The 22,024-nt window shown below is 65.4% G+C and carries 23 protein-coding genes and 2 pseudogenes; 9 read left to right on the forward strand and 16 right to left on the reverse strand.

The genetic code is table 11. The annotated features are described in order from the left end of the window. Positions 1-332: 332 nt before the first annotated feature. The 7 genes from AC5Y39_RS11160 to AC5Y39_RS11190 all read right to left on the reverse strand — a co-directional run bounded on the left by AC5Y39_RS11160 (position 333) and on the right by AC5Y39_RS11190 (position 5,453). A complete protein-coding gene (locus tag AC5Y39_RS11160) occupies positions 333-548 on the reverse strand; it encodes a hypothetical protein (RefSeq protein ID WP_500021468.1) in 216 nt (71 codons plus the stop codon). Further along, positions 549-938 carry a phage terminase small subunit P27 family gene (locus tag AC5Y39_RS11165; RefSeq protein ID WP_500021470.1) on the reverse strand — a complete coding sequence of 130 codons (390 nt, stop codon included), beginning with the start codon at positions 936-938 and terminating at the stop codon, positions 549-551. Between the two features lie 383 nt (positions 939-1,321). Continuing rightward, positions 1,322-1,573 (reverse strand): hypothetical protein, encoded by a 252-nt coding sequence (locus tag AC5Y39_RS11170; protein ID WP_500021472.1) that lies wholly within the window; start codon positions 1,571-1,573, stop codon positions 1,322-1,324. Further along, positions 1,566-2,012 carry a hypothetical protein gene (locus AC5Y39_RS11175; RefSeq protein ID WP_500021474.1) on the reverse strand — a complete coding sequence of 149 codons (447 nt, stop codon included), beginning with the start codon at positions 2,010-2,012 and terminating at the stop codon, positions 1,566-1,568. The genes AC5Y39_RS11170 and AC5Y39_RS11175 overlap by 8 nt, the downstream gene beginning before the upstream one ends. Positions 2,013-2,029: 17 nt before the next feature. Further along, positions 2,030-3,805: an AAA family ATPase gene (locus AC5Y39_RS11180; RefSeq protein ID WP_500021476.1), complete on the reverse strand. Its 1,776-nt coding sequence runs from the start codon at positions 3,803-3,805 to the stop codon at positions 2,030-2,032. 124 nt (positions 3,806-3,929) lie between these two features. After that, complete coding sequence (locus AC5Y39_RS11185; RefSeq protein WP_500021478.1) at positions 3,930-4,154, reverse strand: helix-turn-helix domain-containing protein; 225 nt, start codon at positions 4,152-4,154, stop codon at positions 3,930-3,932. Positions 4,155-4,358: 204 nt separating this feature from the next. After that, positions 4,359-5,453: a tyrosine-type recombinase/integrase gene (locus tag AC5Y39_RS11190; RefSeq protein WP_500021480.1), complete on the reverse strand. Its 1,095-nt coding sequence runs from the start codon at positions 5,451-5,453 to the stop codon at positions 4,359-4,361. A 572-nt stretch (positions 5,454-6,025) separates the two neighbouring features. Between AC5Y39_RS11190 and AC5Y39_RS11195 the strand changes: the two genes are divergently transcribed. Next, positions 6,026-6,787 carry an Rv3717 family N-acetylmuramoyl-L-alanine amidase gene (locus AC5Y39_RS11195; protein ID WP_500021482.1) on the forward strand — a complete coding sequence of 254 codons (762 nt, stop codon included), beginning with the start codon at positions 6,026-6,028 and terminating at the stop codon, positions 6,785-6,787. A gap of 227 nt (positions 6,788-7,014) precedes the next feature. After that, positions 7,015-7,722, forward strand: a complete 708-nt coding sequence (locus AC5Y39_RS11200) for a serine hydrolase (protein WP_500021484.1) — start codon at positions 7,015-7,017, stop codon at positions 7,720-7,722. Between the two features lie 12 nt (positions 7,723-7,734). Here the strand turns inward: AC5Y39_RS11200 and AC5Y39_RS11205 are convergent, their stop codons facing one another. Continuing rightward, a complete protein-coding gene (locus AC5Y39_RS11205) occupies positions 7,735-9,237 on the reverse strand; it encodes a serine/threonine-protein kinase (protein ID WP_500021486.1) in 1,503 nt (500 codons plus the stop codon). Between the two features lie 142 nt (positions 9,238-9,379). On the opposite strand from AC5Y39_RS11205, the gene AC5Y39_RS11210 reads away from it, so the two are divergent. From AC5Y39_RS11210 to AC5Y39_RS11220, 3 genes are all read left to right on the forward strand, one after another. Beyond that, the gene (locus AC5Y39_RS11210) at positions 9,380-10,843 is read left to right on the forward strand and encodes a neutral zinc metallopeptidase (protein WP_500021488.1); all 1,464 of its coding nucleotides are present in this window, start codon (positions 9,380-9,382) and stop codon (positions 10,841-10,843) included. 16 nt (positions 10,844-10,859) lie between these two features. Then, entirely contained in the window at positions 10,860-11,381 is a 522-nt protein-coding gene (locus AC5Y39_RS11215) for a DUF4333 domain-containing protein (protein ID WP_500021490.1), read from the forward strand. 224 nt (positions 11,382-11,605) lie between these two features. Continuing rightward, positions 11,606-12,115: a peptidoglycan endopeptidase gene (locus tag AC5Y39_RS11220; RefSeq protein ID WP_500021492.1), complete on the forward strand. Its 510-nt coding sequence runs from the start codon at positions 11,606-11,608 to the stop codon at positions 12,113-12,115. Positions 12,116-12,133: 18 nt separating this feature from the next. On the opposite strand, the gene AC5Y39_RS11225 is transcribed toward AC5Y39_RS11220, so the two are convergent. The 7 genes from AC5Y39_RS11225 to AC5Y39_RS11255 form a co-directional block, all read right to left on the reverse strand. Further along, positions 12,134-12,448 carry a hypothetical protein gene (locus AC5Y39_RS11225; RefSeq protein ID WP_500021494.1) on the reverse strand — a complete coding sequence of 105 codons (315 nt, stop codon included), beginning with the start codon at positions 12,446-12,448 and terminating at the stop codon, positions 12,134-12,136. Between the two features lie 67 nt (positions 12,449-12,515). Then, the gene (locus tag AC5Y39_RS11230) at positions 12,516-13,268 is read right to left on the reverse strand and encodes an ABC transporter permease (protein WP_500021530.1); all 753 of its coding nucleotides are present in this window, start codon (positions 13,266-13,268) and stop codon (positions 12,516-12,518) included. Between the two features lie 58 nt (positions 13,269-13,326). Beyond that, positions 13,327-14,142 carry an ATP-binding cassette domain-containing protein gene (locus AC5Y39_RS11235; RefSeq protein ID WP_500021496.1) on the reverse strand — a complete coding sequence of 272 codons (816 nt, stop codon included), beginning with the start codon at positions 14,140-14,142 and terminating at the stop codon, positions 13,327-13,329. After that, positions 14,139-14,591: a MarR family winged helix-turn-helix transcriptional regulator gene (locus AC5Y39_RS11240; RefSeq protein WP_500021498.1), complete on the reverse strand. Its 453-nt coding sequence runs from the start codon at positions 14,589-14,591 to the stop codon at positions 14,139-14,141. Before AC5Y39_RS11240 ends, AC5Y39_RS11235 begins: the two co-directional genes overlap by 4 nt. A gap of 28 nt (positions 14,592-14,619) precedes the next feature. Continuing rightward, on the reverse strand, positions 14,620-15,495 hold the full coding sequence (locus AC5Y39_RS11245; RefSeq protein WP_500021532.1) for an LLM class flavin-dependent oxidoreductase: 876 nt from the start codon (positions 15,493-15,495) through the stop codon (positions 14,620-14,622). A gap of 2 nt (positions 15,496-15,497) precedes the next feature. Continuing rightward, a complete protein-coding gene (locus tag AC5Y39_RS11250; RefSeq protein ID WP_500021500.1) occupies positions 15,498-16,520 on the reverse strand; it encodes a nitronate monooxygenase in 1,023 nt (340 codons plus the stop codon). A 2-nt stretch (positions 16,521-16,522) separates the two neighbouring features. Beyond that, positions 16,523-17,050, reverse strand: coding sequence for a GNAT family N-acetyltransferase (locus tag AC5Y39_RS11255; RefSeq protein WP_500021502.1), 528 nt, complete (start codon positions 17,048-17,050; stop codon positions 16,523-16,525). 61 nt (positions 17,051-17,111) lie between these two features. Here AC5Y39_RS11255 and AC5Y39_RS11260 point away from each other — a divergent pair, with 61 nt between their 5' ends. Next, positions 17,112-17,495, forward strand: coding sequence for a VOC family protein (locus AC5Y39_RS11260; RefSeq protein WP_500021504.1), 384 nt, complete (start codon positions 17,112-17,114; stop codon positions 17,493-17,495). 10 nt (positions 17,496-17,505) lie between these two features. On the opposite strand, the pseudogene AC5Y39_RS11265 reads toward AC5Y39_RS11260, so the two are convergent. Then, positions 17,506-17,996: pseudogene (locus AC5Y39_RS11265) on the reverse strand (beta-class carbonic anhydrase). 196 nt (positions 17,997-18,192) lie between these two features. Between AC5Y39_RS11265 and AC5Y39_RS11270 the strand changes: the two are divergent. The 3 genes and pseudogenes from AC5Y39_RS11270 to AC5Y39_RS11280 all read left to right on the forward strand — a co-directional run. Continuing rightward, a complete protein-coding gene (locus tag AC5Y39_RS11270; protein WP_500021506.1) occupies positions 18,193-19,170 on the forward strand; it encodes an ABC transporter permease in 978 nt (325 codons plus the stop codon). After that, entirely contained in the window at positions 19,167-20,102 is a 936-nt protein-coding gene (locus tag AC5Y39_RS11275; protein ID WP_500021508.1) for an ABC transporter permease, read from the forward strand. The genes AC5Y39_RS11270 and AC5Y39_RS11275 overlap by 4 nt, the downstream gene beginning before the upstream one ends. Next, positions 20,099-21,928, forward strand: a pseudogene (locus tag AC5Y39_RS11280) (dipeptide ABC transporter ATP-binding protein); the annotation flags it as partial. The gene AC5Y39_RS11275 and the pseudogene AC5Y39_RS11280, both read left to right, overlap by 4 nt. Positions 21,929-22,024: the final 96 nt, after the last annotated feature.

The following is a 22,024-nucleotide window of genomic DNA, read 5'->3' on the forward strand; positions in this document are numbered from 1 at the left end:
CCTGCGTGCGCTCGCGGCGCGGCGCGATAGTTGATCTGCCGGGTGCTTCGGCGGCGCGGGCCAATGTTGTTGGCCGGGTGCCGAAGCGGCGCGGCAGCGAGATATTTCGCTTCGCCCTGGGTGAAGCGGCTCACGGTGCCTCGACGGCGCGACCCGAAATGGGCCGGGTGTCGAGGCGGCCGGGCCGCAACCCCATTGCTGACGACAATACCAGCGACGCGCGTCAGGAGTGCGCGAAAAACGCGCGTCAGATCGTCCCTGGCGGGTGATCAGCGGTTGGGTCGATAGACGATAGCGGGCGCGATCAAAACCGTGGTGAGGCGCGGCAGCGCTCAGCGCTTCGCGGCCGCTCGTTTCGCATCGTCCAGCCGGTCGAACAGGCGCGGTGTGCCGTCGTGCTGATCGACGGTGCTCAGCTCCCAAAAAGTCCCGTGGAGCAGCTTCAGACCTGGTGGCGCATCGGACGGATAGAGGATTCGGACGCGCCGGATCACGTTTCCGTGATCGTCAAACCACGTGCCGTCGTCATCCTGTCGCCAGTCGATCACCTAGACCCGTCCCGCCCACGCGAAAGGGTTGTAGGTGTCAATGCTCGGGGTGTCGCCAACCAGCCGTGACGCGCTGCTGTAGGTTAACCCGAATTCGCGCAACCAGCTGCGGAAATCGGCTTCAGCTTGTCGCATGTCGCTGACGAGCGGCGAAAGCGCCACCACACCGGACGGGCGCTTCACCAAACGCCCTGTCTTGCGAATCTTCTCGCGGCAGTCATGCCAGGTCGCGGCGGCTTCGCACATCATCGCCAGCCCAACGGCATCTGAAGCCTTAACGGTTCCAGCACGTTCCAGGTCGGTCATCGCGGCGTCCCAAATCTCGGATGCCTTGGGGCTGAAGTCATCTGGCTTGTCCGGCGCACCGCTGCGGAACCCTGCGCCGGCCATAGCAATGCGCCGACCGCCGCTGTCGCGGCCTGGTGAGCGACCCCCCAGCGCGCGCAGGTGCGGCGGCGCTGGTGCTGGCCCGCGTCGACCCATCTGGAACTCCTTACCGCCCAATGTAGGCCATCCTACCCCTGCGCTGCGGCCACCGAATCCGCTGGTAGAAGCGCATTTCCGGCAAAAAAGTTCGGCAAAACGTGAGCGCGCAAAAATCGGGACGCGGGGCGCTGTCGGTGGGCGCCGGTTCCCTCGACAAGGAGGGTACCCCCTCCTAGTCGGAATCCGATGGGGGCCAACGCGATTGGCGCACCTTCGAGGCGTCGTTGATCAGCGCGTGCGCCGCCTGCTGAGCCTTCGCCTGCGGCGGCGTAGGTGGCAGATAGCTTTCATCGCTGATCCCGTAGCCGCCTCTCGACCCATTCGTCTCGCTCGCCAAACGCAGCCCAGCCAAGTGGATCGTCGTCAGCCAGCTTGTCGAGCCGTTGCTGTTCATCGTCAAGGCCGATGTCGAGGCAGGCCAGTTCGGACTCCTCGTCGGTCAGACTGTGCGAAACCAGTGCCTCGCCTGTGCCTTGCCGGATGCGGGCCAGTTCGTCGTTCATGCGCCGGCGCCGGTCGTCTGCCGCTGTGTCAGTCACTGATGCCTCCATAGTGCGTTCCATTGGGTTGTGGGTGTTCGTCGCTCAGGCTCGATCTGAGCGGGTGTTTCGCTGCGTCTGCGGTCGGCTGATGCGAGCCACGAACAGCGCATTCGCGCCAGCCATGTATGCGCATCGAGGCCAACGAAACGTTTTCGGTGTGAAACAGCCACCGCTGCGAGCTTTCGTTGTTGCCGCTTGCGCCACCAACCAATCCCTCACGTTGGGCCATCTCCTTAAAGGAGATGGCCCCAAACGTGATTGGGTGCGCGTGATTGGTGCGTGAATGGTTGCGTGATTGCTTGACGTGCGAATATGCCTCCTGCGTGATTGCCGTGATTGGTGTGTGAATGCTTGTCGGGCAATCACATTGCGTGATTGCTCTGACCTGCGGGTTGGTCGTGAGCGTGATTGGTAGCACACGATGCGTGAATGCCACGCGATTGCTCCTGTGCGTCAGGCGACGAACCATGTTGTCGCCCCTTCGCCTCTGCGCCCGCCCTTGTGACCGGGATCGGACCTCAACTGCCCGGCACGTTCGAATTTGGTAAGCCTGCGTGCTGCCTTGGCGGTCTGAGCGCGCGTCGGGTTGTCGGTCGTGAACAAGACACAGGCGAGCTGCTTCGCGGTCAGCCCGTAGCCACCGTGGCGCGACACCAGCTCCACCACATCGACCTCGCTCTCCGGGTCAACGATGAACCGCCCGCTGTCCGGGTCGAGGGAAAGGTCGAACGGCCCAACGCTCTCCATCGCCGGCTTGACATGGCGGAAACCCACGACCAACGCACCTGGCTCGCCGGTGAGCATGATCACCGAGCCCGCGCCCGCGGTCAGCCATGTGCTCCCGTAGATGTCGGCCAGCAGTTGGTTCGAGTCGGGGGCTGTCGAAAGCTTGCGCGTGTGGTGCAGTTCGGCGAGCTGCACACCGCTGGCGGTGAGCCGTTGGCGGGCACGGTTATAGCCAGCGCCAACCTCGTCGTCGGCGAGCTTGATCGCGGCGTCCTTCACGCTGTCGATGTACACAACGGCGCACTGGTAGAAGTCGGCCATCTGAGCCAAAAGCTCAGTATCCCTGGCTAAGTCACGCAGCGGTGGCCCGGTGCGCACAATCAGCCGCTCCCGCAGCACATCGCGGTCGTCGTCGCAGAACTGGCGCTGCATCGAGCGGCTGATCTGCGGCGGTCGGTCCATTGCCAGATACAGAATGCGCCCGTCGATCTCACGCACCGGCAGGTCAAGTACCGTGCCGTCGCCCAACCCTAACTGTGCTCTGATCAACTGGCCGGCCAGCGTGGTCTTGCCCAGACCGGGCTGGCTGCCAATCATCATGGATTCACCCTCGGCCCACAACACTTGCTGGCCTTTGCCCCACAGCGCCGGAACCTCTTGGGGTGCATCGAGGATGAACGCATCGCCGGTGAGCGCTTCCCAGCCTGGCGGGTTGTAGCCGTCGGGTCGCCAGTGCGTGCCGTCCGGTAGATCACCAGCCTTGTCGTGATCTTCTATGTGCCTGGCGATCTGACCCCAATCGAAGGTGTGGGTGGCCTTACCGAGCGCACGGTCTAGGTCGTGTTCGATCTGCTGGACCGTCTTGTTGTCGCGGGCATGCCCGTTGGCTTCGCTGGCCGCAATGATCGCCGCGAGCACTTCGTCGCGGCTCAGGTAGCCGGCACGAACAAAGCCGACCAGGTACCACAAGGCATCGCGGGTGTCGTTGTCGCGGGTGGTGTTCGGCAGCAGGCGAGCCAGATCATCGGCGCGGCCGCGCAGCGCGGCAAGCGCATAGTTGCGCTTCCAATTCTCGGACGGCTCGGCGAGCGCTCGAAGCTGGTTGCGCCGCTTAGCTTCCTGTGCCGCCTGCCAATGCCGTAGCGCTGCAATGTTTTTGCGCCATGTCTCTGCTTCTGATTCGGCGTAGTCACGTACCCACATGTCGCCGGGTGCGCCATCGGCGATGGCTCGCTCCACTTCCCGCCGCAACCTCGGCCCCGCGTCGGGGTGGTCATCCCATGGGTAGTACGGCAGCGGCGGCAAATCCGACTCCTGGCAGGGTGAACCGCCGATCACGGTCGAATTTGCTTGCCGCTCCTGCACGGTGGGCGGCGTCGCACCGTCAGTGCTGTTTCGCCTGCTAGGCTCGGCACTATCGACGTGACGGTCGTCGTGGGTGCCGGTCCTCTCGGGGGCCGGCACTTCGCGCTCTGGCGGTCCCTGGTTGTGGTCGTCGGTCATGCCCCATCACCGCCGCCGTATGGCTTCATGACCGCGTCGATGTCGTGTGGCGCAGAACAATTCTCGCGCGGCAGACGCCGCACCTGGCTTGTCACGGCGGACCGCCGGTTACCGCTTACAACGCTCATGCACCACCACCGACCGGGCGCATGACCCTGTCCAGCTCAGCGGTGCTGATCTTGAGCAGCCGCGGGCCGACGCGGACGGCATTCAGCCGACCGGCAGCGATCCAGCGCCGGATTGACCTCGGATGGACGTCGCAATAGGCGGCAGCCTCCTGTAAAGAGATCAGCTCGGGCCGACGTTCGCGACGCTCAGCTTCGCGGCGGTTTCTGGCGGTGACAGACATGGTGCTCCCTGTGCATGGTCATCCCATGACCGGGTGCAGCACCTGGGCGTCGGGGCGGAAACCGGCGTGTCGTGTCTTGATCCGTGCGTTTCGTATATATGCCGGGCGGTTTTTGCCGCTTTTACACCGCCCCCGGTCGGTTGGCCCGAGGGTGAACGTTTGACTGCCAGCCAGTCTATACGCGCTATCGCGTGTCGACAGATGTCACTTTCCGGCGGCCAGCTGGGACAGGCGCTTCGCTATTTCGGCGTCGCGACCCTCGGCCACGTGTTGGTACCGCAGCGCCATCTGCGGGGTCGTGTGGCCGAGCCGGTGCATGAGTTCGGCTGTGGTGGCACCGGATTGGGCGGCGAGCACTGCACCCACGTGGCGCAGATCGTGTACCCGAAGGTGCGGCTTTCCGATCGCGGCGCGCGCTTTTTCCCAGTGAACGCGATAGCGATCGCCGTGCATGTGTCCGCCGTCCTCGGTGGGAAACAGCAAGGAGTCGGCGGTGCGGTCCACATGATTCTTCAAGTGCGCCTTGAGGATTGGGCGGATGTGCGGAGGAATCGCTACATCGCGCACGCCTGCCGCGGTTTTGGGCTCACCGACATAGAAGCTGCCCTGGCGGTACGTGACCGCCCGTCGGACGCGGAGAACGCTCAGGTCGTCTGCTACATCTTTCCGTCGAAGCTCCGACGTTTCGCCCCATCGCAGGCCGCACCAGGCGGCCAGCACAACGCTGGCGCGCAACCTTGGGGGCATCTTGGCGGCGAGCCGGTCTACCTCGGCCGGCGTGAGTATGTCGACCTCACGGCACCGTTTGGTCTGCATGGCGGCGCGAATGCGGCAGGGGTTGGCGTCGAGAACTTCGTCTTGAACGGCTGTCGCGCAGATCGCGTGCAAGAGGGCGTACGCGTGCGCGTTGCGCGTCGGGCGGTCGGTGCCAAGATCGGCGTGCCACTCGCGAACGCGGGCCGGGGTGATGGTGGCGAGTTCAAGGTCGCCCAGCTGGGGCAGAATCAGCCGCTCAAGCAGTGACTCGTACAGCCCGCGGGTCCGGGGGCGCAGATGTCGTTGCTCGATCCAACGCTTCGAGTAGTCACGCAACGCGATGCCGTCGGAACGTTCCATCACGCCCCAGGTCCCCAGCTCGATCTTGCGGCGCTCAGCGGCCAGCCAGCCCTCGGCGTCGGCCTCGGCGGCGTAAGTCCTTGGTGCGCGGTGCAGCTTGGCATCGGGGCCGATATACGCGGCACTGTATCGGCCGGAGCGCTCGCGGCGGATGCGCCCGAATGCGCGTCTTTTTCTGCTCATGCTTCGCCCTTCCGCGCAACATATGCACAACATCAGTGTCCGGATGTGTCCGACAATGTACATTACTGCCGGGGCGTCGGCGCCGCTAAAACCGCACGTCAGAGCATAGAAACGCATGGTCGGGGATGCAGTGAGCTACAGATGCTCAGTCAGGTTCGAATCCTGCCGGGGGCACCCCATCTGACCTCGGCGATGTCGCTAAGAGGCGGGCAGCAAGGTATCCACCGCAGCTGCGACTGACGAGGCCTGTGTGACCCACGAGGGTGTCACAGCTGTGTCCGCTCCGGCCGGGGACCGACATGCCCGCCTAGTAGCGACAATCCGCGAGAGCTTCGAGTTTCGCGAACGGTTACCGCGATCTGGCAGTCGTAGAAGTAGCTGCCGTCACTGTCGGTCTCACAGCACACGCTCTGCGGCGGGTGCACAGGTGCGGCGTTCGCCGTCTGGGCGATGCCAAAGAATCGAGCGCGGCTCTTGGCGGATTCTTGGTGAAGGTTCAACGCCATTAGGTCGGCTCCGGACCACACAATTGCCGCGGTCGAGTCCCATACGGCGTTGTTACGCTGTCCGGGATGCCTCTTGCGGTCGTCCGAACAGCCACTGTCGTACTCGTCGGCGCACTGCTGTGCTGGGTCGCCGGCCAACTGAACGCCCCTCACGCGGCGGCTGTTCCGAATCTCGCCGGAATGGCGGTATTCCTCGATCCCGGTCACAGCGGCGCAAACGACTCGTCGATAACCAGACAAGTCCCCAACGGCCGCGGCGGAACCAAGGACTGCCAGACCACAGGCACGTCGACCAACGACGGCTATCCGGAACACAGCTTCACCTGGGATGTGGCGTCCCGAGTCCGCGATTCCCTGGATCGCCTGGGCGTGCGCACTCAGCTGTCCCGCGCCGACGACGACTCCTCCGGTCCCTGTGTCGACCAGCGCGCTGCGGCCGCCAATGCCATGCGCCCGGACGCCATCGTCAGCATCCATGCCGACGGCGGCCCGCCGTCGGGCCGAGGGTTCCACGTCAACTACTCGAGTCCTCCACTCAACGCCGCGCAGGCGGGTCCGGCGATGCAACTGGCCACCACCATGCGCGACGCACTGTCCTCCGACGGACTGACCCCCTCCACGTATCTCGGCTCCAACGGCCTCTACGGCCGCGCCGATCTCGCCGGTTTGAATCTGGCCGACTATCCGGCGGTCTTGGTGGAGCTGGGCAACATGCTAAACAGCGATGAGGCCGCACTGATGGAGTCCGCAGACGGACGCGCCAAGTATGCCGCTGCGGTGACGCAGGGCGTGGTCGCCTATTTGACAAGCAAAACGCCTGCTGCCTGACGTAGTTGCCTAGACACGCTGCACAACTGGCCTCCGGTCGCCGGCGCGGCCGCATCCCGACCGCCTGGGCGATCGCTGGCGTTATCTTGCTCATCGTCGTTCTGGGTGCCGTCACATGGGGCGGAGTTGCAATCGGGCGTCACTTGAGCACGCCCGCACCCTCCGCACAGCCAATGCCCCGCAGTACTGCCCCACCGCCGAGTTCCATTGCGCCACACAAAAATACCTTGATCGACGATTTCGCACAGATGGCGCAAGAACTACACGCCGCCGTCGGCATCGTGATCCGCCCAGTCGGGGGCGGCGAACCTCTAGTCTCGCTCGGAGATTGGACCAGTGGACCGGCTTGGTCGACAATCAAAGTGCCGCTGGCAATAGCCGCCCTCCGCGAGCAAGACCAACCCCGCGTCACCGATGCGATGACTGCCGCGATCACCCAGTCGGACAACGCGGCCGCCGAATTGATCTGGCAGGGGCTGGGCGACCCGGTCACCGCGGCCCACAAGGTCGAACTCGTACTACAGGAGACCGGCGATCATACGACCGTCCAATCTCAGAAGCTACGCCCCGAGTTCACCGCTTTCGGCCAGACAGACTGGCCATTGGCCGAGCAGACCCGCTTCCTGTCAGTTGCGCTGTGTGACAAGCGAAATATCCCGATCTTCGACCTCATGGCACAAGTAGCCGACGATCAAAGGTGGGGGCTGGGCACGCTAGACGGGACGCGTTTCAAGGGTGGTTGGGGCCCGTCTGTCGCCGGCGATTACTTGGTGCGGCAAATGGGCATCTTGCCGACACCGAACGGTATGGCGGCGGTGGCGATCGCCGTCCAACCTGACTCGGGCTCGTTCACGGACGGCACAAGAGAGCTCACCGATGTGGCCCGTTTTCTGGGCAGTCATCGCACCGAATTACCTGCCGGCGAATGCGGCTGAACCACCTGGAGGTCAGTACAGGAAAACTCGGGCGCCGTCTCCGCCCGTGCACGTGATCCAGTCGCCAGAACCGTCGGGTTCACACCGCATGCGGAAGTTGGCGCCGTCGCACCCGAAACTGGCCGTCTGCGTGCACGGCACCGCGCCCGGGGCCACGACCCACTGCAGTGATCGGGTGGGCCGGCCATGCTGCTCCCAATAGGCTTGAAGGACATTGCGGGTGAACGCGCACGATGTCCGGTCGCTTCCCCGTCGGGAGTGACTCCCGAATCCGGTGGCGCCCGGCATCGAGTAGTCCTGATCGCATACTTCGTGAGCGAGGCTTCTGTCCGGTCCCAGCACGGGCGGTGGCAGCGCGACGGGTTGCATTGGCGGCGGAGCGGAGGATCGATCTGTCAGGTCCGTCGTCGGCGCCTGACGATAGATGGTGCTTGGCTCGCTGGCTGTGTTCGCGCCCGAATTTGACTGCACCAGTAGACCGATCACGATTCCCACCGTTCCAAAAACGAACGCTGCCGCTACGGCAATCACCACTGGAAGCACCCAGGAGCGGTTGCCCGGCTGCGGCTGGAAGATCACGGGATACCCCGGGACGAACCCCTGCGGATAGGAGGCTTCCGGAATCACCGGCGAATACGGCGGATACGGCGCTTGTGGGCCCAACATGGTCTCAGCTGACGAGGATGGCCGCCAGTCCTCACGCAATGCCTGCTGAGCCGCGCGTCCCAGCGCACCGGCTGACTGGTAGCGATCGCCCGGTTCCTTTGCCATTCCTCGCGCGACGACGTCGTCAAACGACGGCGGAACATCAGGATTGACGGCGCTCGGTCGCGGTGGCGGAGACGAGAGGTGTGCACCGATTACCTGCTCAATGCTTTTCGCCGGAAACGGTGTATCGGCCGTTAACGCCTCGTAGAGCACGCACGCCAAGGCGTAGACATCGACCGCCGGCGTGACCTCCTGATCGGCAAATCGTTCCGGGGCCATGTAGGCGAAGGAACCGACCTGGCTGCCTGCCATGGTCAGGCGGGACTCGCCCTTGGCTTCTGCAATGCCGAAGTCGACCAGGTATGCGAAATCGCTTGGCGTAACGATTATGTTCTGCGGCTTGACATCTCGGTGTACCAAGCCCTCGGCATGAGCGGCGTCGAGTGCAGCCGCGATCTGGCTGGTGATGCCGACCGCGCGAGCCGGTTCAAGTGGGCCGTCTTCGAGCAGTTCATGCAAGGTGGCGCCGCGCACCAACCGCATATCGATGTACAGGTTGCCGTCTATTTCTCCCCACGTGTGAATCGGGATGACGTGCGGCTCGCCGAGTATCGCCGCCGCGTGCGATTCCCGACGGAATCGCTCGAGGAATCTCTCGTCGCGCGAGAACTGGTCTGCCAGGATCTTGAGGGCCACAGTTCTATCCTGTTCCGTGTCGTAAGCCTCGTAGACCTGGCCCATGCCGCCCTCACCGAGCAGACCCGTGATCCTGTATTTCCCGAACGTCGTCCCGACGCGCGACCCCACCGCTGACCATCCTCCGTAAATCTGTACCGAAGCAGTATCCGATGGGTGAGCGATTGGTGCGCCACTTTTGGATAGGTGTTATTCCCGCCCCACGCCGATCGCCGTTGTTTTAGCGTTGAGCCCGCCTGGGCGTTGACGGGAGGTGTGCCCTGTGACGCAGCGTCGAACGGCCCTCGCCAGAGCCGTACTCAGCGCCGCCTGTGCGGTCGTGCTCGTCACCGGCTGTAGTGCCACCGTCCTTCACGGCCGGCCCTTGTCGATGCTTTGGGATCCGAACCGCGTCGGCGGCCTTCCCGCCACCAATGGACCCAGCGGCGCCCGTTCGAACGCCCCACAGCCTTCCGGCACCGTGGAGAACACGGACGGCGGTCAAGTCGACCGCCTGGCGTTGTTGGCGCTCAACGACATCGAGGACTTCTGGCAGAAGAACTACTCGGAGTCACTGCAAGGCAGCTTCAGACCGGTGTCGACGATGCTGTCCTACGACGCGTCCGATCCCAGAAGCCCGTCGGCGTGCGGAGCGCCCACCTACCACTTGGTCAACGCGTTCTACTGTCCGCCCGAAGACCTGATGGCATGGGACCGTGGCCGCCTGATGCCGTTGGCCACCAAGTACTTCGGCGTGATGTCGGTAAACGCGGTGCTGGCCCACGAATACGGGCACGCGGTGCAACAGATGGCAAGAACCGTCAATCCCAGCACGCCCGGCCTCGTCGCCGAGCAACAGGCCGACTGCTTCTCCGGGGCCTACATGCGCTGGGTAGCCGAGGGGAAGTCGCCTCGATTCACGCTGAGTACCACCGACGGACTCGACCATGTGCTGGCCGGGGCCATCGAACTGAGGGATCCGGTGATGACGGTCGAGGACTCGAACACCGATCCGCACGGCTCGGCGATGGACCGCGTCAGCGCCTTTCAGGTCGGTTTCGACATCGGTGCTGCCGCGTGCGCCAAGATCGACATGGATGAAATCACTCAGCGGCGCGGTGATCTGCCGACATCCCTGGAAGTCGACCCGGCAGGCAATGTCCAGACCGGCGAGGTGCGCGTCGACACCGACACCCTCTCGACGCTGATGGAGGTTCTCGGCGAGGTCTTCCATCCCACCAACCCACCCACGCTGCATACCGATTCGCAAACCTGTTCTGACGCAAGGACATCGGCGCCGGCGTCCTACTGCCCAGGCACCAACACCATCAACGTCGACATGCCGGCACTGCAAGACATGGGGGCGCCCGCCGACGAATCACAATTGGTCCTGTTGCAAGGCGACAACACCGCTATTTCAGTCGTCACGTCGCGATACATGCTTGCGCTGCAACATGAGAAAGCGATGCGGCTCGACTCGCCGGCGGCGGCGTTGCGAACCGCGTGCCTGACCGGTGTGGCGCAACGCAGGATGGCCGAACCGGTCGGCGTGCCCTCGGGCAAGACGCTGGTGCTGACTGCCGGCGACGTCGACGAAGCGATCTCCGGTCTGCTGACCAACGGTCTCGTCGCGAGCGACACCAACGGCAGTACCGTGCCGGCCGGGTTCACAAGGATTCTCGCCTACCGGTCCGGTCTCGTCGGCGAAGAGAACCAGTGCTATCAGCGATTCCCATGACACAGGACGACGCGCGATGACCCGACCTTCCGAGCCCACGCGTCCGTGGTCCCCGCGGCCCGACCCGCAGCGTCAGCCGCAGGGCGGACCGGCGGAGATCCCGTGGTGGCAGCAGGTACGCCACGACCGGCCGCCGGCACCGCAGTACTATCCCCAGCCGCCTTACGCCAAGCCGCCTGCTGTCTCGACCGCCCCGCGGAAGAGGTCCAGCGGTGCGCTTGTGGCTGTCGGCGTCGTCGTCGGCGTGGTGCTGGCCGTAGCCGTTGTCGCTGCGGTCCTGTGGGCGCTGGGGTTGACGCATCGCAAGGAACTCGATGTCACGTCAGCGGAGAACGGCGTCCGGCAAGTGCTCACCGACTCGACGAACGGCTACGGTCTGGAGAACGTCACCAACGTCCGCTGCAACAACGGCGACAACCCTGCGGTCAAAAAAGGTGAGACGTTTTTCTGCGATGTGACGGTCGACGGTAGCAGGCACCGGGTGGCCGTGTTGTTAGTCGACGACAATGGAACATACGAAGTCGATAGACCGCGATAACCGTTGCAGCACAAGAAATTTCGTCTCATAGCCAGCGAAATATCGTGTCTTGCAACGGTTTTCATGACATCCGCTGCGGACGAGACGCAAATTGTCAAGACGTTCAACGCTTCTCTTCGTGAACCAGGCTATATCGACTGCGTATTGTGAACGGGTTCACAATTTTTGGCGGCCCACAAACCGCTCTGTTAACGTCCGGCCGCGTGTTTGCATTAGCAACGTTGATGAGCCTGATTACCCAGGTATCGGGCACGCCGTACGTCTCCGGCGGCGATTCGCCCGCCGGTACGGATTGTTCCGGCCTGGCGTCCTGGGTCAGCAACGTGGCGACCGGCAGGCCCGCATTCGGCGACCGGTTCACCACGCAGAATGAAGAAAGCGCCCTGCTTGCGCGAGGTTTTCAACATGGCACAAAGCCCGGGGCACTGGTGATCGGCTGGAACAGCTACCACACCGCGGTGACGCTGCCTGATGGCACATCGGTGTCGTCCGGCGAGCGCGGCGGGGTGAGGCTCGGTGGCCCGGGCGCATACCAGCCGCAGTTCACCCACCACATGTATCTGCCGGCGGAAGCGCTGACCCCAGTCGAGGACCAGGCACCCGCGCAAGACGCGCCACAGCCGGACATGGTGCAACTGGCCGCTGACGTGGTCACCTCGCCGGCCCCCGAAGGCGAGCCGGAGGCACCGCCCGCTGACGCACCGCCCGTTGAGCCCCCGCCCGCCGACGCCTGACGACGCCTGCCAAGGCGACTACTGGCTCTGCTGAACCCTCGTATTGGGACTCGGGACGACGACTCTGCCGGGTCCGTACAGCGCGTTCGACAGACATCCCGGGATGCCGCCGCATGCGGTGAGGAGCTGCTGCGTGGGTGCACCACCGCTGGTGGGGGGCGGCGCCACCGGCGCCGGGCACATGTCCACCGGCACACCTTCGGCCAGAACCGACATGTTGATGCCGCCGCAATCGGCAAGAGACTGCGAGGGGGCGGCCTGGATGCCGATCGGAACCGCAACGACCGCCCCGGCCGCCGCTGCATAGGCCACCACTCGCATCGAACGCCGCATGGTCGATTCCGCCCCTCGTCGAGTTCCCGGAGACATTGTGCCCATAGTTGCGGCGAAGCGCGAGTGTTCAGCGCACCAGTCGCCGCAGCAGCGCCGAGGCCGCCACGATGCCCGCGACCGCTGCGACAAATAGCACGGCCATGTCGAGCAGCCAATCCGACGGCGTACCGATCAACAGGCTGCGCAACACGTTCACCTCGTAGCTCAACGGGTTCACCGCCGACAGCCACCGCAGCCAGTGCGGCATCACGTCCACCGGATACAGCGCATTCGAGGCGAAAAACAGCGGCATCGTGATCGCCTGGCCGATGCCCATCAGCCGATCCCGGTTGCGCACCAGCCCGGCCAGCGTCATCGACAAGCACGCGAAGAACGCCGAGCCCAGCACCACCACAGCCATCGCGGCGATGACCCGCAGCGGATTCGTGGTCAAGTGCACGCCCATCAGGTACGCCAGCAGCAGCACCCCGACCACTTGAGCCACCGACCGCACGCCCGCTGCGAACGCCTTACCGGTGATCAACGCCGACGACGGCGCCGGCGTCACCATCAACTTGGCGAGGATGCCGGCATCGCGATCCCAGATGATCTGGATCCCGTAGAAGATCGAGATGAACAACACAGACTGCGCGATGATGCCCGGCGCCAGAAACGCCAGATACGGCACTCCGCCCGTGTAGATGACGCGCAGGCGCGAGAACGTCTGCCCGAAGATCAGCAACCACAACGCGGGCTGCACCATGCGCGTGACCAGCTCGGCACGGTCGTGTGCCAGCTTCTGGAGTTCGACGAGCGAGAACGTGCCGATCCGGACGAACATCCCCTGCACCCGCCGCCAGCCGCGTGGTGCACGGACGATCTCGGCCCTGGCTTGCGGTTCAACTGACACGGCGCGCTGTCCTTCTGCTGGAACGAATTTCGCGCAGACCGGTCCGTGACGTCTCGTCGCCCAGATCCGAGCCCGCATAGTGGCGGAATACGTCTTCGAGGGTGGCGTTGCGTGACACGCTCGCCTTCAGGTGCTCCGGCGTGCCGACGGCCTGAAGCTTGCCGTGGTGCATCAGCGCCACGCGGTCACACAGTGCGTCCGCCTCTTCCATGTAGTGCGTGGTCAGCAGCACCGTCATGCCGAATTCGGCCTGCATGTCTGCGACGTGTGTCCAAACACCGTCGCGGGCAATCGGATCCAGGCCGACGGTCGGTTCGTCCAGGATCAGCAGCGACGGTCGGTTCACCAGCGCCTGCGCCAGCTCGAGCCGCCGGACCATGCCGCCGGAATAGGTGGTGGCGACCTCGTCGGCGACGTCGAGCAGGTTCATCGCCTCGAGCGCCTGGTCCACTCGCTCGGCTCGCTGCCGCCGCGGCACGTCGTACAGCCTGGCGAACCACTCCACATTCTGCCGCCCGGTGAGGGCCGGCTCTATTGAAAGTTGTTGCGGCACATAGCCGATGTTGTAGCGCACGTCCATGGTCTGCCGTCGGCTGTCGAGGCCGAAGATCAATACCTGACCGGCTTGCGGCGGCGTGAGCGTGGTGAGGACACGCACCACCGTGGTCTTGCCGGCACCATTGGGACCGAGCAGCCCCATGGTCTCCCCCGACCTCACTTGCAACGTGAAGTCGTCGACTGCGGTGAAGTCGCCGTACCGGTGCGTCAGATTCCGGCAGTCGACCGCCAACTCGGCGGCACTCATGTCTGCTTCTCCTGCAGTCGTCGGGTGATCTCGGCCAGCACCGACAGCCCCTGCGTCAGCGCGGCACGCTGGTCGTCGTCGAGGTCGTCGAGCACCTCGGCGAGTGCGGCCCGCCCCGCGGCCCGCGACGCGTCGGCGATGTGCTGCGCGGACTCGGTGAGCCGCAGCCGGGCCACGCGGCGGTCGCCGGCGTCGACCGTGCGGGTGATCAGCCCGTCGGCGGCCAGCTTGGACACCAATGTGGAGGCGGTGTTGGGCACCAATCCCAGCTCCGCGGCGGCTTCCCGGATCGAGATATCCGGACGCCTGCCGACCAGCCGCAACAATTCTGCCTGCGATTCCGTCAGCCCGGTGGTGTCGAAGCCCCGCCCCGCGGACCGCCGCAGCTGCCGGCGGAAGCGTCCGACGACAGCGAACACGTCCGTGACGAGGTCGGTGGTGGTCCGCATGACATCCCACGGTACCTCTGCGACAGAGCTATTTCACCTCCGCGGCCACCTCGGCCGCATCGCGTAGCTGGCCGATGTCCTTGCTCGTCGGGATCAGATGCACTTCGTCGGTGCCGATGTCGGCGAACGTACGCAGCACCGCAAGCAATTCGTCTTGGCTTCCGGCGAAGCCGGTGAACGGAGCCATCGCGTCGACGTGCTGGGCCGGGATCCAGTTCATGTAGCGGCGCAAGTGCCGGTGCACCTGCTCGCGCGCGCCCGGCCCGAGCGCAAACCAGAACGACGTCGTCAGCCGCGGCGGCTGTTTGCCTTCTGCGGCCCACGCCGTTCGAGCGACGTCAAACAAGGCGCTCACCTTACCGGCGTCGAGATCAAGCGTCGTGCCCGCCAGCCCGTCGGCCCACTTCGCCGCGCTCCGAACGGTTTTCGGACCCATCGTGCCCACCAGCAGTGGCGGGCCGCCACGCTGGGCCGGCGGCGGACCGACCGGACACACCGACTCGGTGAGCCGCTCCCCCGCCCACACACGCTTCATCACCAGCGCCCGTTGTGCCATGTCGCGCATCGTCTGGGTGGCGGGGTCGGCGCCGACGGCGCGGTAGTCCTCGTGGCGGCCGCCCACCCCTAGCCCGACGGTCAGCCGGCCGCCGCTGAGCATGTCGCCGGTGGCCAGCGCCTTAGCGAGCATGACCGGATCGTGCAGCTGGGGCACGACGACCGTGGTCACCAACTGCACCCGGTCGGTCCACGCCGCGAGAGCTCCCAGCAACGTCAGCGTGTCAGGGTTGTCGAACGCGATGCGCTCACCGAAACACGCTGAGCTGAAAGGCCCTTCGTCGATTGCGCACGCCCACGCCCGCAGCGTCGCGTGGTCCAGATCCGGCTCCATCACCGGCATGGTCATGCCTACTTGCACGCCAGTTCTCCCATGATCGCCGCGACCGGCGCGGCCTTGGCCTTCTTGAATCCCGTTCCGGCCCAGACATTGACGCCGTGCGGGTCACCGGCCCGCACGGCAGCCGCCCGCACCGGACTGGTCAGATAGTGGACGTGCGGATAGGCCAGCGGGGCCTGCGCGTCGTGCTCGTCGATGAAGCGGTTCCGCAGACCCCGGGCATACCTACCCGAAAATGCCTTCGTCACAGCCGTTTCCGTGAATTGTGCGTCCTGCAGCGCCGCGCGGTGCACCGGGCTGCTGCCGGCCTCATCGGACAGCAGGAACGCGGTGCCCAGTTGAGCGGCGACCGCACCCGCCCGCAGCACCGCGGCGACGTCGTCAGCGGTCATCAGTCCGCCGGCCGCCACCACCGGCACCCCCACGCGCGAGAGGACATCGGCGAGAAGCTCCGACAACGGCTGCGTGGCCGGGATGGCCGCCGCGTCATACGTGCCGCGGTGACCGCCCGCCGCGGGACCCTGCACGACGAGCGCATCGACACCGCGCGACACCGCACGCTCGGCCTCCGCCGCAGTGGTCACCGTCGCCGCGGTGGTGATGCCGGCCCCGGCGAAGTTGCGGATGTCCTCTGTGCTGGGCACGTCGAATGTGAACGAGACGATCTCCGGCCGCACATCCAGCAGCATGTCCAGCTTCGCCGCCCACTTGTCGTCGTCGTAGCGCGCTTCACCCAGCTCCGCGCCGTAGCGCTGCGCCTCGTCGGCGAGCGCCTCAGCGTACCGGTCGAGCTCAGCACTATCAGCTGTGTTGCCTTGCGGCACAAACAAATTGGCGCCCAACGGGCCGGTCGTCATTTTACGAGCGGCGGCGAAGCGGTCGGCGAAGTCGTCGACCGACAGGTATCCGCCGGCGACAAAACCGAGCCCGCCCGCATCCGTGGCAGCGGCCGCCAATTGCGGTGTGGACGGGCCGCCCGCCATCGGCGCGGCGATCACCGGTACAGCCAGATCGGCGAACTGGAAATAACTCATCGCTACCTCGCAATCTGCCGCGAGTACAGCAGGCAGTCCTGCGGCCCGGGCGCCAGGTTCGGGAAGACGGTGTGGTCGGACACCCGGGCTTGCAGCACGAAGCCGCACTTCTCGAGTAGCCGGGCTGACCGCTTGTTGTCGACGTGGCAGGCCGCCGTCACCGACGTCACATCCGGGTCGCGTTGCAGCTCAGCCAAACCCAGCTCGATTGCTTCGGCCATCAGCCCCTGCCCCCACCACTGCGCGGCCAGGCAGTAGCCCATTTCGACGGTGTGGCCCCGCAACCGCCGGTAGCCGAACTGACCTATCACCTGCCCGGAGTCACGCAGCACAACCAGCCACGTGTGGTCGCCGCCCTGGTTGAACAGCGCGGTGATCACCCGCCGCGTCTCCTCCACATCGCGGTGCGGCCGCCATGACAGAAACTTCGTGACCGCCGGGTCGGAGGTGATCGCCGAGAACAACTCCTCCGCGTCTTCCGCCCTCGGTTCGCGCAAGACAACGCGCGGGCCGGAAACGGCGGGGGCCATGCTCCGATACTGTATTCGCGCCCTTTTGTCAGCCGCGACCGGCTGGTTGACTGGTCCTATCATGTCCATCGCGTTCAACCACACCATCGTCGCCGCACATGACAAGAACGTGTCGGCGCGGTTCTTCACCGAATTGTTCGGCTTGCCGGAGGCCAGGCCGTTCGGCCACTTCCTTGCGGTCGAGCTGGACCACGGCGCCACTTTGGACTACGCCTATACCGACGGGGACATTCGCCCGCAGCACTACGCGTTCCTGGTGTCAGAAGACGACTTCGACGCCATCTACGGCCGCATCCGCGAGCGGGGCTTAGAGCACTGGGCCGATCCCCGGGGCGCCCGGCCAGGGCAGATCAACCACAACGACGGCGGCCGCGGCGTGTACTTCCGCGATCCGGCCGGTCATTTCCTCGAGATCATCACCAGGCCTTACGGTTCGGGCGCCTGACTACCGCTGACTACGGCGTGACCTCGTTCAGTTTCCCGGTCGCCACGTCGAAGACGAACCCGCGCAGCGACTGGTGCTTGGTGACGAACGGGTTGGCCTCGATGCGGCGGATGGACTGACGCACATCCTCTTCGAGGTCGCTGAATGCTTCGGCCGCCCACTCGGTTTGATGCCGGTCTCGTCCTGGATCGACCGTTTGAAGTCGTCGTCGGTGAAAGTGAGCATGCCGCAATCGGTGTGGTGGATCAGGATGATCTCCGTGGTGCCGAGCAGTCGTTGGCTGATCGCCAGCGACCGGATCTCGTCGTCGGTGATCACCCCGCCGGCGTTACGGATCACGTGCGCCTCGCCCTCTTTGAGGCCGAGGATCCGATACACGTCCAGGCGGGCGTCCATGCACGCGACCACCGCGACATGCTTGCTCGGCGGCAGCGGCAGCGGACCCTTGAAGTTCTTGGCGTATTCGGCGTTGTTGGCCAGATACTCGTCGGTCACGCTCATGGGGACCTCCAGGATGCGGCGGGCAACCGATGGCAGGGCGATGCTACCAACGGCGGAGCTGTCATCGGGCGGTCATGATCAGCCAGATTCTTGGGAGAAAACCGGCGTTCACGAACCGCCGAGTAGCCGATAAGCGGCGCGCCAGTGGGCTCATCTCCTACATTGGCCGCATGCGGCGCGTGGGCGGCAGGGCGGGATGATCGGCTTTTTGACCCGTCGGCTGCTCAAGCACGTGGTGCTGCTTGTGTTCGCGTCGTTTCTGACCTTCAGCCTCACGTCGGTGACCTTCCATCCGCTCGACAGCCTTCTTCAGCGCAATCCGCGACCGCCGCAGTCGGTCATCGACGCGAAAGCGGCCGAACTCGATCTCGACAAGCCGATACCGGTCCGCTACGGCAAGTGGGTGAAAGGGGCGGTGCACGGCGACTTCGGCACGACTGTCGGTGGTCAACCCGTCTCCGAAGAGCTGTGGCGGCGGATCGGAATCAGCCTGCGCCTGGTGGTGACCGGCATGGTGATCGGCACCGTCGTCGGCGTGGTCATCGGAGCGTGGGGGGCAATCCGCCAGTACCGGCTGAGCGATCGCGTGATCACGGCGCTGTCGCTGCTGGTGCTCAGCGTCCCGACCTTCGTCATGGCAAATCTGCTGATTTTGGCCGCCCTTCGGATCAATTCGCTGTTCGGCGTGCAACTGTTCGAGTACACCGGAGAGCTTTCGGCGGGCGGGCATGGCGGCTGGTGGCCTGAGCTCGCCGACAGGTTGCAGCATCTGGTGCTGCCGACGCTGACGCTGGCACTGCTCTCGATGGCCGGCTACAGCAGATACCAGCGCAATGCGATGCTCGACGTGCTGGGCCAGGACTTCATTCGGACCGCCCGGGCCAAGGGGCTGACACGGCGGCGCGCGCTGTTCAAACACGGCCTGCGCACGGCGCTGATACCGATGGCCACGCTGTTCGCGTTCAGCATCAGCGGTCTGGTCGGCGGCGCGGTGTTCGTCGAGAAGATCTTCGGCTGGCACGGCATCGGCGAGTGGGTGGTGCAGGGCATCGCGACCCAGGACACCAATATCGTGGTCGCGGTGACGCTGTTCGCCGCAGCGATGGTTCTGATGGCCGGATTGCTCTCCGACGTCATCTACGCGCTGCTGGACCCGAGGGTGCGGGTGACATGACCCAGCCCCAGGTGGTCCAAAAAAGCGTGGAGTCAACCGAATTCGTGTCGCGGCGCGCGCTGGTGCTGCGACGGTTCCTGCGCAACGAAGCCGCGGTGGTGGCGTTCATTCTGCTGGTGATGTTGTTCGTTGCCTGCTATGCGCTGCCGCCGCTGTTGCCGCACGGCTACACCGATCTGGACTACTCGGCGCTGCAAGAGCCGCCCTCGCCGGACCACCCCTTCGGCACCAACTCGCTTGGCCAGGACATCTTGGCGCAGACCCTGCGAGGCATGCAGAAGTCGATGCTGATCGGCATCTGTGTAGCGTTCATCTCCGCGACGATCGCCGCGACTGTCGGCGCGATCAGTGGGTATTTCGGCGGCTGGCGCGACGCCGTGCTGATGTTCGTCGTCGACCTGCTGCTCGTGGTGCCGTCATTGATTCTGATCGCGATCGTCACGCCGCGCACCAAGCAATCCGGCACCGTCTTCTGGCTCATCCTGCTGCTGGCCGTCTTCAGCTGGATGATCAGCTCACGGATGGTACGCGGCTTGACCATGAGCCTGCGCCAGCGCGAATTCGTCGCTGCCGCAAGGTATATGGGTGTGCCGAACCGGCGCATCATCGTCCGCCACATCCTGCCGAATGTCGCGTCGATCCTGATCATCGACACCGCGCTCAACGTCGGGCTGATGATCATGGCCGAAACCGGGCTCAGTTACTTGGGATTCGGCGTTCAGCCACCCGACGTGTCGCTGGGCACGCTGATCGCCGACGGCACCAGTTCCGCGACCACGTTCCCGTGGGTGTTCTTGTTTCCCGCGGGCGTGCTGGTGGTGATCCTGTTCTGCGCCATCCTCATCGGCGACGGACTGCGCGACGCGCTGGATCCCAGCAGCGGCACGCTGCGACGGCGACGGATGCCCGCGCGCCGGAGACTGCGCGCATGAGCCCGCTGCTGGAAGTCACCGACCTGAGAGTCAGCTTTCCCACCGACACCGACACGGTCGCGGCCGTCCGCGGCCTGAGCTATTCCCTCGCAGCCGGCGAGGTGGTGGCGATCGTCGGCGAATCAGGCTCCGGGAAGTCGGCTTCGGCCATGGCGGTCATCGGCTTGCTGCCCGGGTACGCAGAGGTGTCCGGCTCGGTGCGGCTGCGCGGCGACGAACTGCTCGGCATGCCCGACAAGAAGATGTCGCGAATCCGCGGCAAATCGATCGGCACCGTGTTCCAGGACCCCATGTCCGCGCTGACACCGGTGTACACCGTGGGCGATCAGGTCGCCGAGGCGATTCAGATCCACCAGCCGGGCGTCACGCGCCGGGCTGCCCGCGAGCGAGCGGTCGAGCTGCTCGACCTCGTCGGTATCCGCCAACCGCAACGGCGGATTCGGGCGTTTCCGCACGAGCTGTCCGGCGGCGAGCGGCAGCGCGTGGTGATTGCGATCGCGATTGCCAATGATCCCGACCTGTTGATCTGCGACGAGCCGACCACTGCGCTGGACGTGACCGTGCAGGCGCAGATTCTCGACGTGCTCAAGACCGCCCGCGACGTGACCGGCGCCGGGGTGGTGATCATCACCCACGATCTGGGTGTGGTCGCGGAATTCGCCGATCGTGCGCTGGTGATGTACGCCGGTCGCGCGGTGGAGGTGGCCGACGTCGACACGCTCTACGGTGACCGGCGCATGCCGTACACCGCCGGGCTGCTGGGCTCGGTGCCGCGACTCGACGCGCCGCGCGGCGCACGGCTAGTCCCGATTCCCGGCAGCCCGCCCTCCCTGGCGATGCCGGTGGCGGACGCTTGTCCCTTCGCGCCGCGCTGTCCGCTCGCGATCGACGAATGCCTCACTGCCGAGCCGGAACTCATTACGGTGGGGCCCGCGCATCGCGCGGCGTGCATCAGGACCGAGCACGTCGCCGGCCGCAGCGCCGCCGAGATCTACGGGGTGCCCACCGCGCTGCCACCGCACGTCGAGTCGGGCCACGAGGCCGTGGTGGTGCGGGTACGCGATCTAGTGAAGACCTATCGGCTGACCAAGGGTGTAGTGTTTCGGCGCCAGGTCGGCGAGGTCAGGGCGGTCGACGGCGTCAGCTTCGAACTGCACCAAGGCCGCACGCTGGGAATCGTCGGCGAGTCGGGTTCGGGCAAATCCACGACACTGCACCAGATCCTGGAGCTGGCGCCACCGCAGGCCGGCTCCATCGAGGTGCTGGGCTTTGACGTCGCCACTCTGGACGCTCGAAGCCGACGCGCGCTGCGCGGCGACGTACAGGTGGTGTTCCAGGATCCGGTCGCGTCGCTGGATCCGCGGTTGCCGGTGTCCGATGTGATCGCAGAGCCGTTGCTGGCCAACGGTTTTGACAAGAAGCGCGCCGACGAACGGGTGGGCGAGCTGTTGGACATCGTCGGGCTGCGCCGCGCCGACGCGCCGCGGTATCCGGCCGAGTTCTCCGGCGGGCAGAAGCAGCGCATCGGCATCGCGAGGGCACTGGCCCTGCAGCCGAAGGTGCTGGCTCTCGACGAACCGGTGTCAGCGCTCGACGTCTCGATCCAGGCCGGAATCATCAACCTGCTGCTGGATCTCCAAGAGCAATTTGGTCTTTCATACCTGTTCGTGTCGCACGACTTGTCTGTGGTCAAGCATCTGGCCCACGACGTCGCGGTGATGTACAGGGGCACTGTCGTGGAGCAGGGGGACGCCGACCGCGTGCTGAGCGATCCGCAACATGACTACACCAAGCGGCTTCTCAAGGCTGTGCCGCAACCGCCGCCGGACGTCGCCGGTTCCTCCGATGCCGAGCCGCCGACGCGCAGCGGCGCGGACACACCACCGCCGCCGCCTCCCTCGCCGAGACCGCCGCAACAACCT

This window comes from Mycobacterium sp. NGS39 (assembly GCF_059812765.1).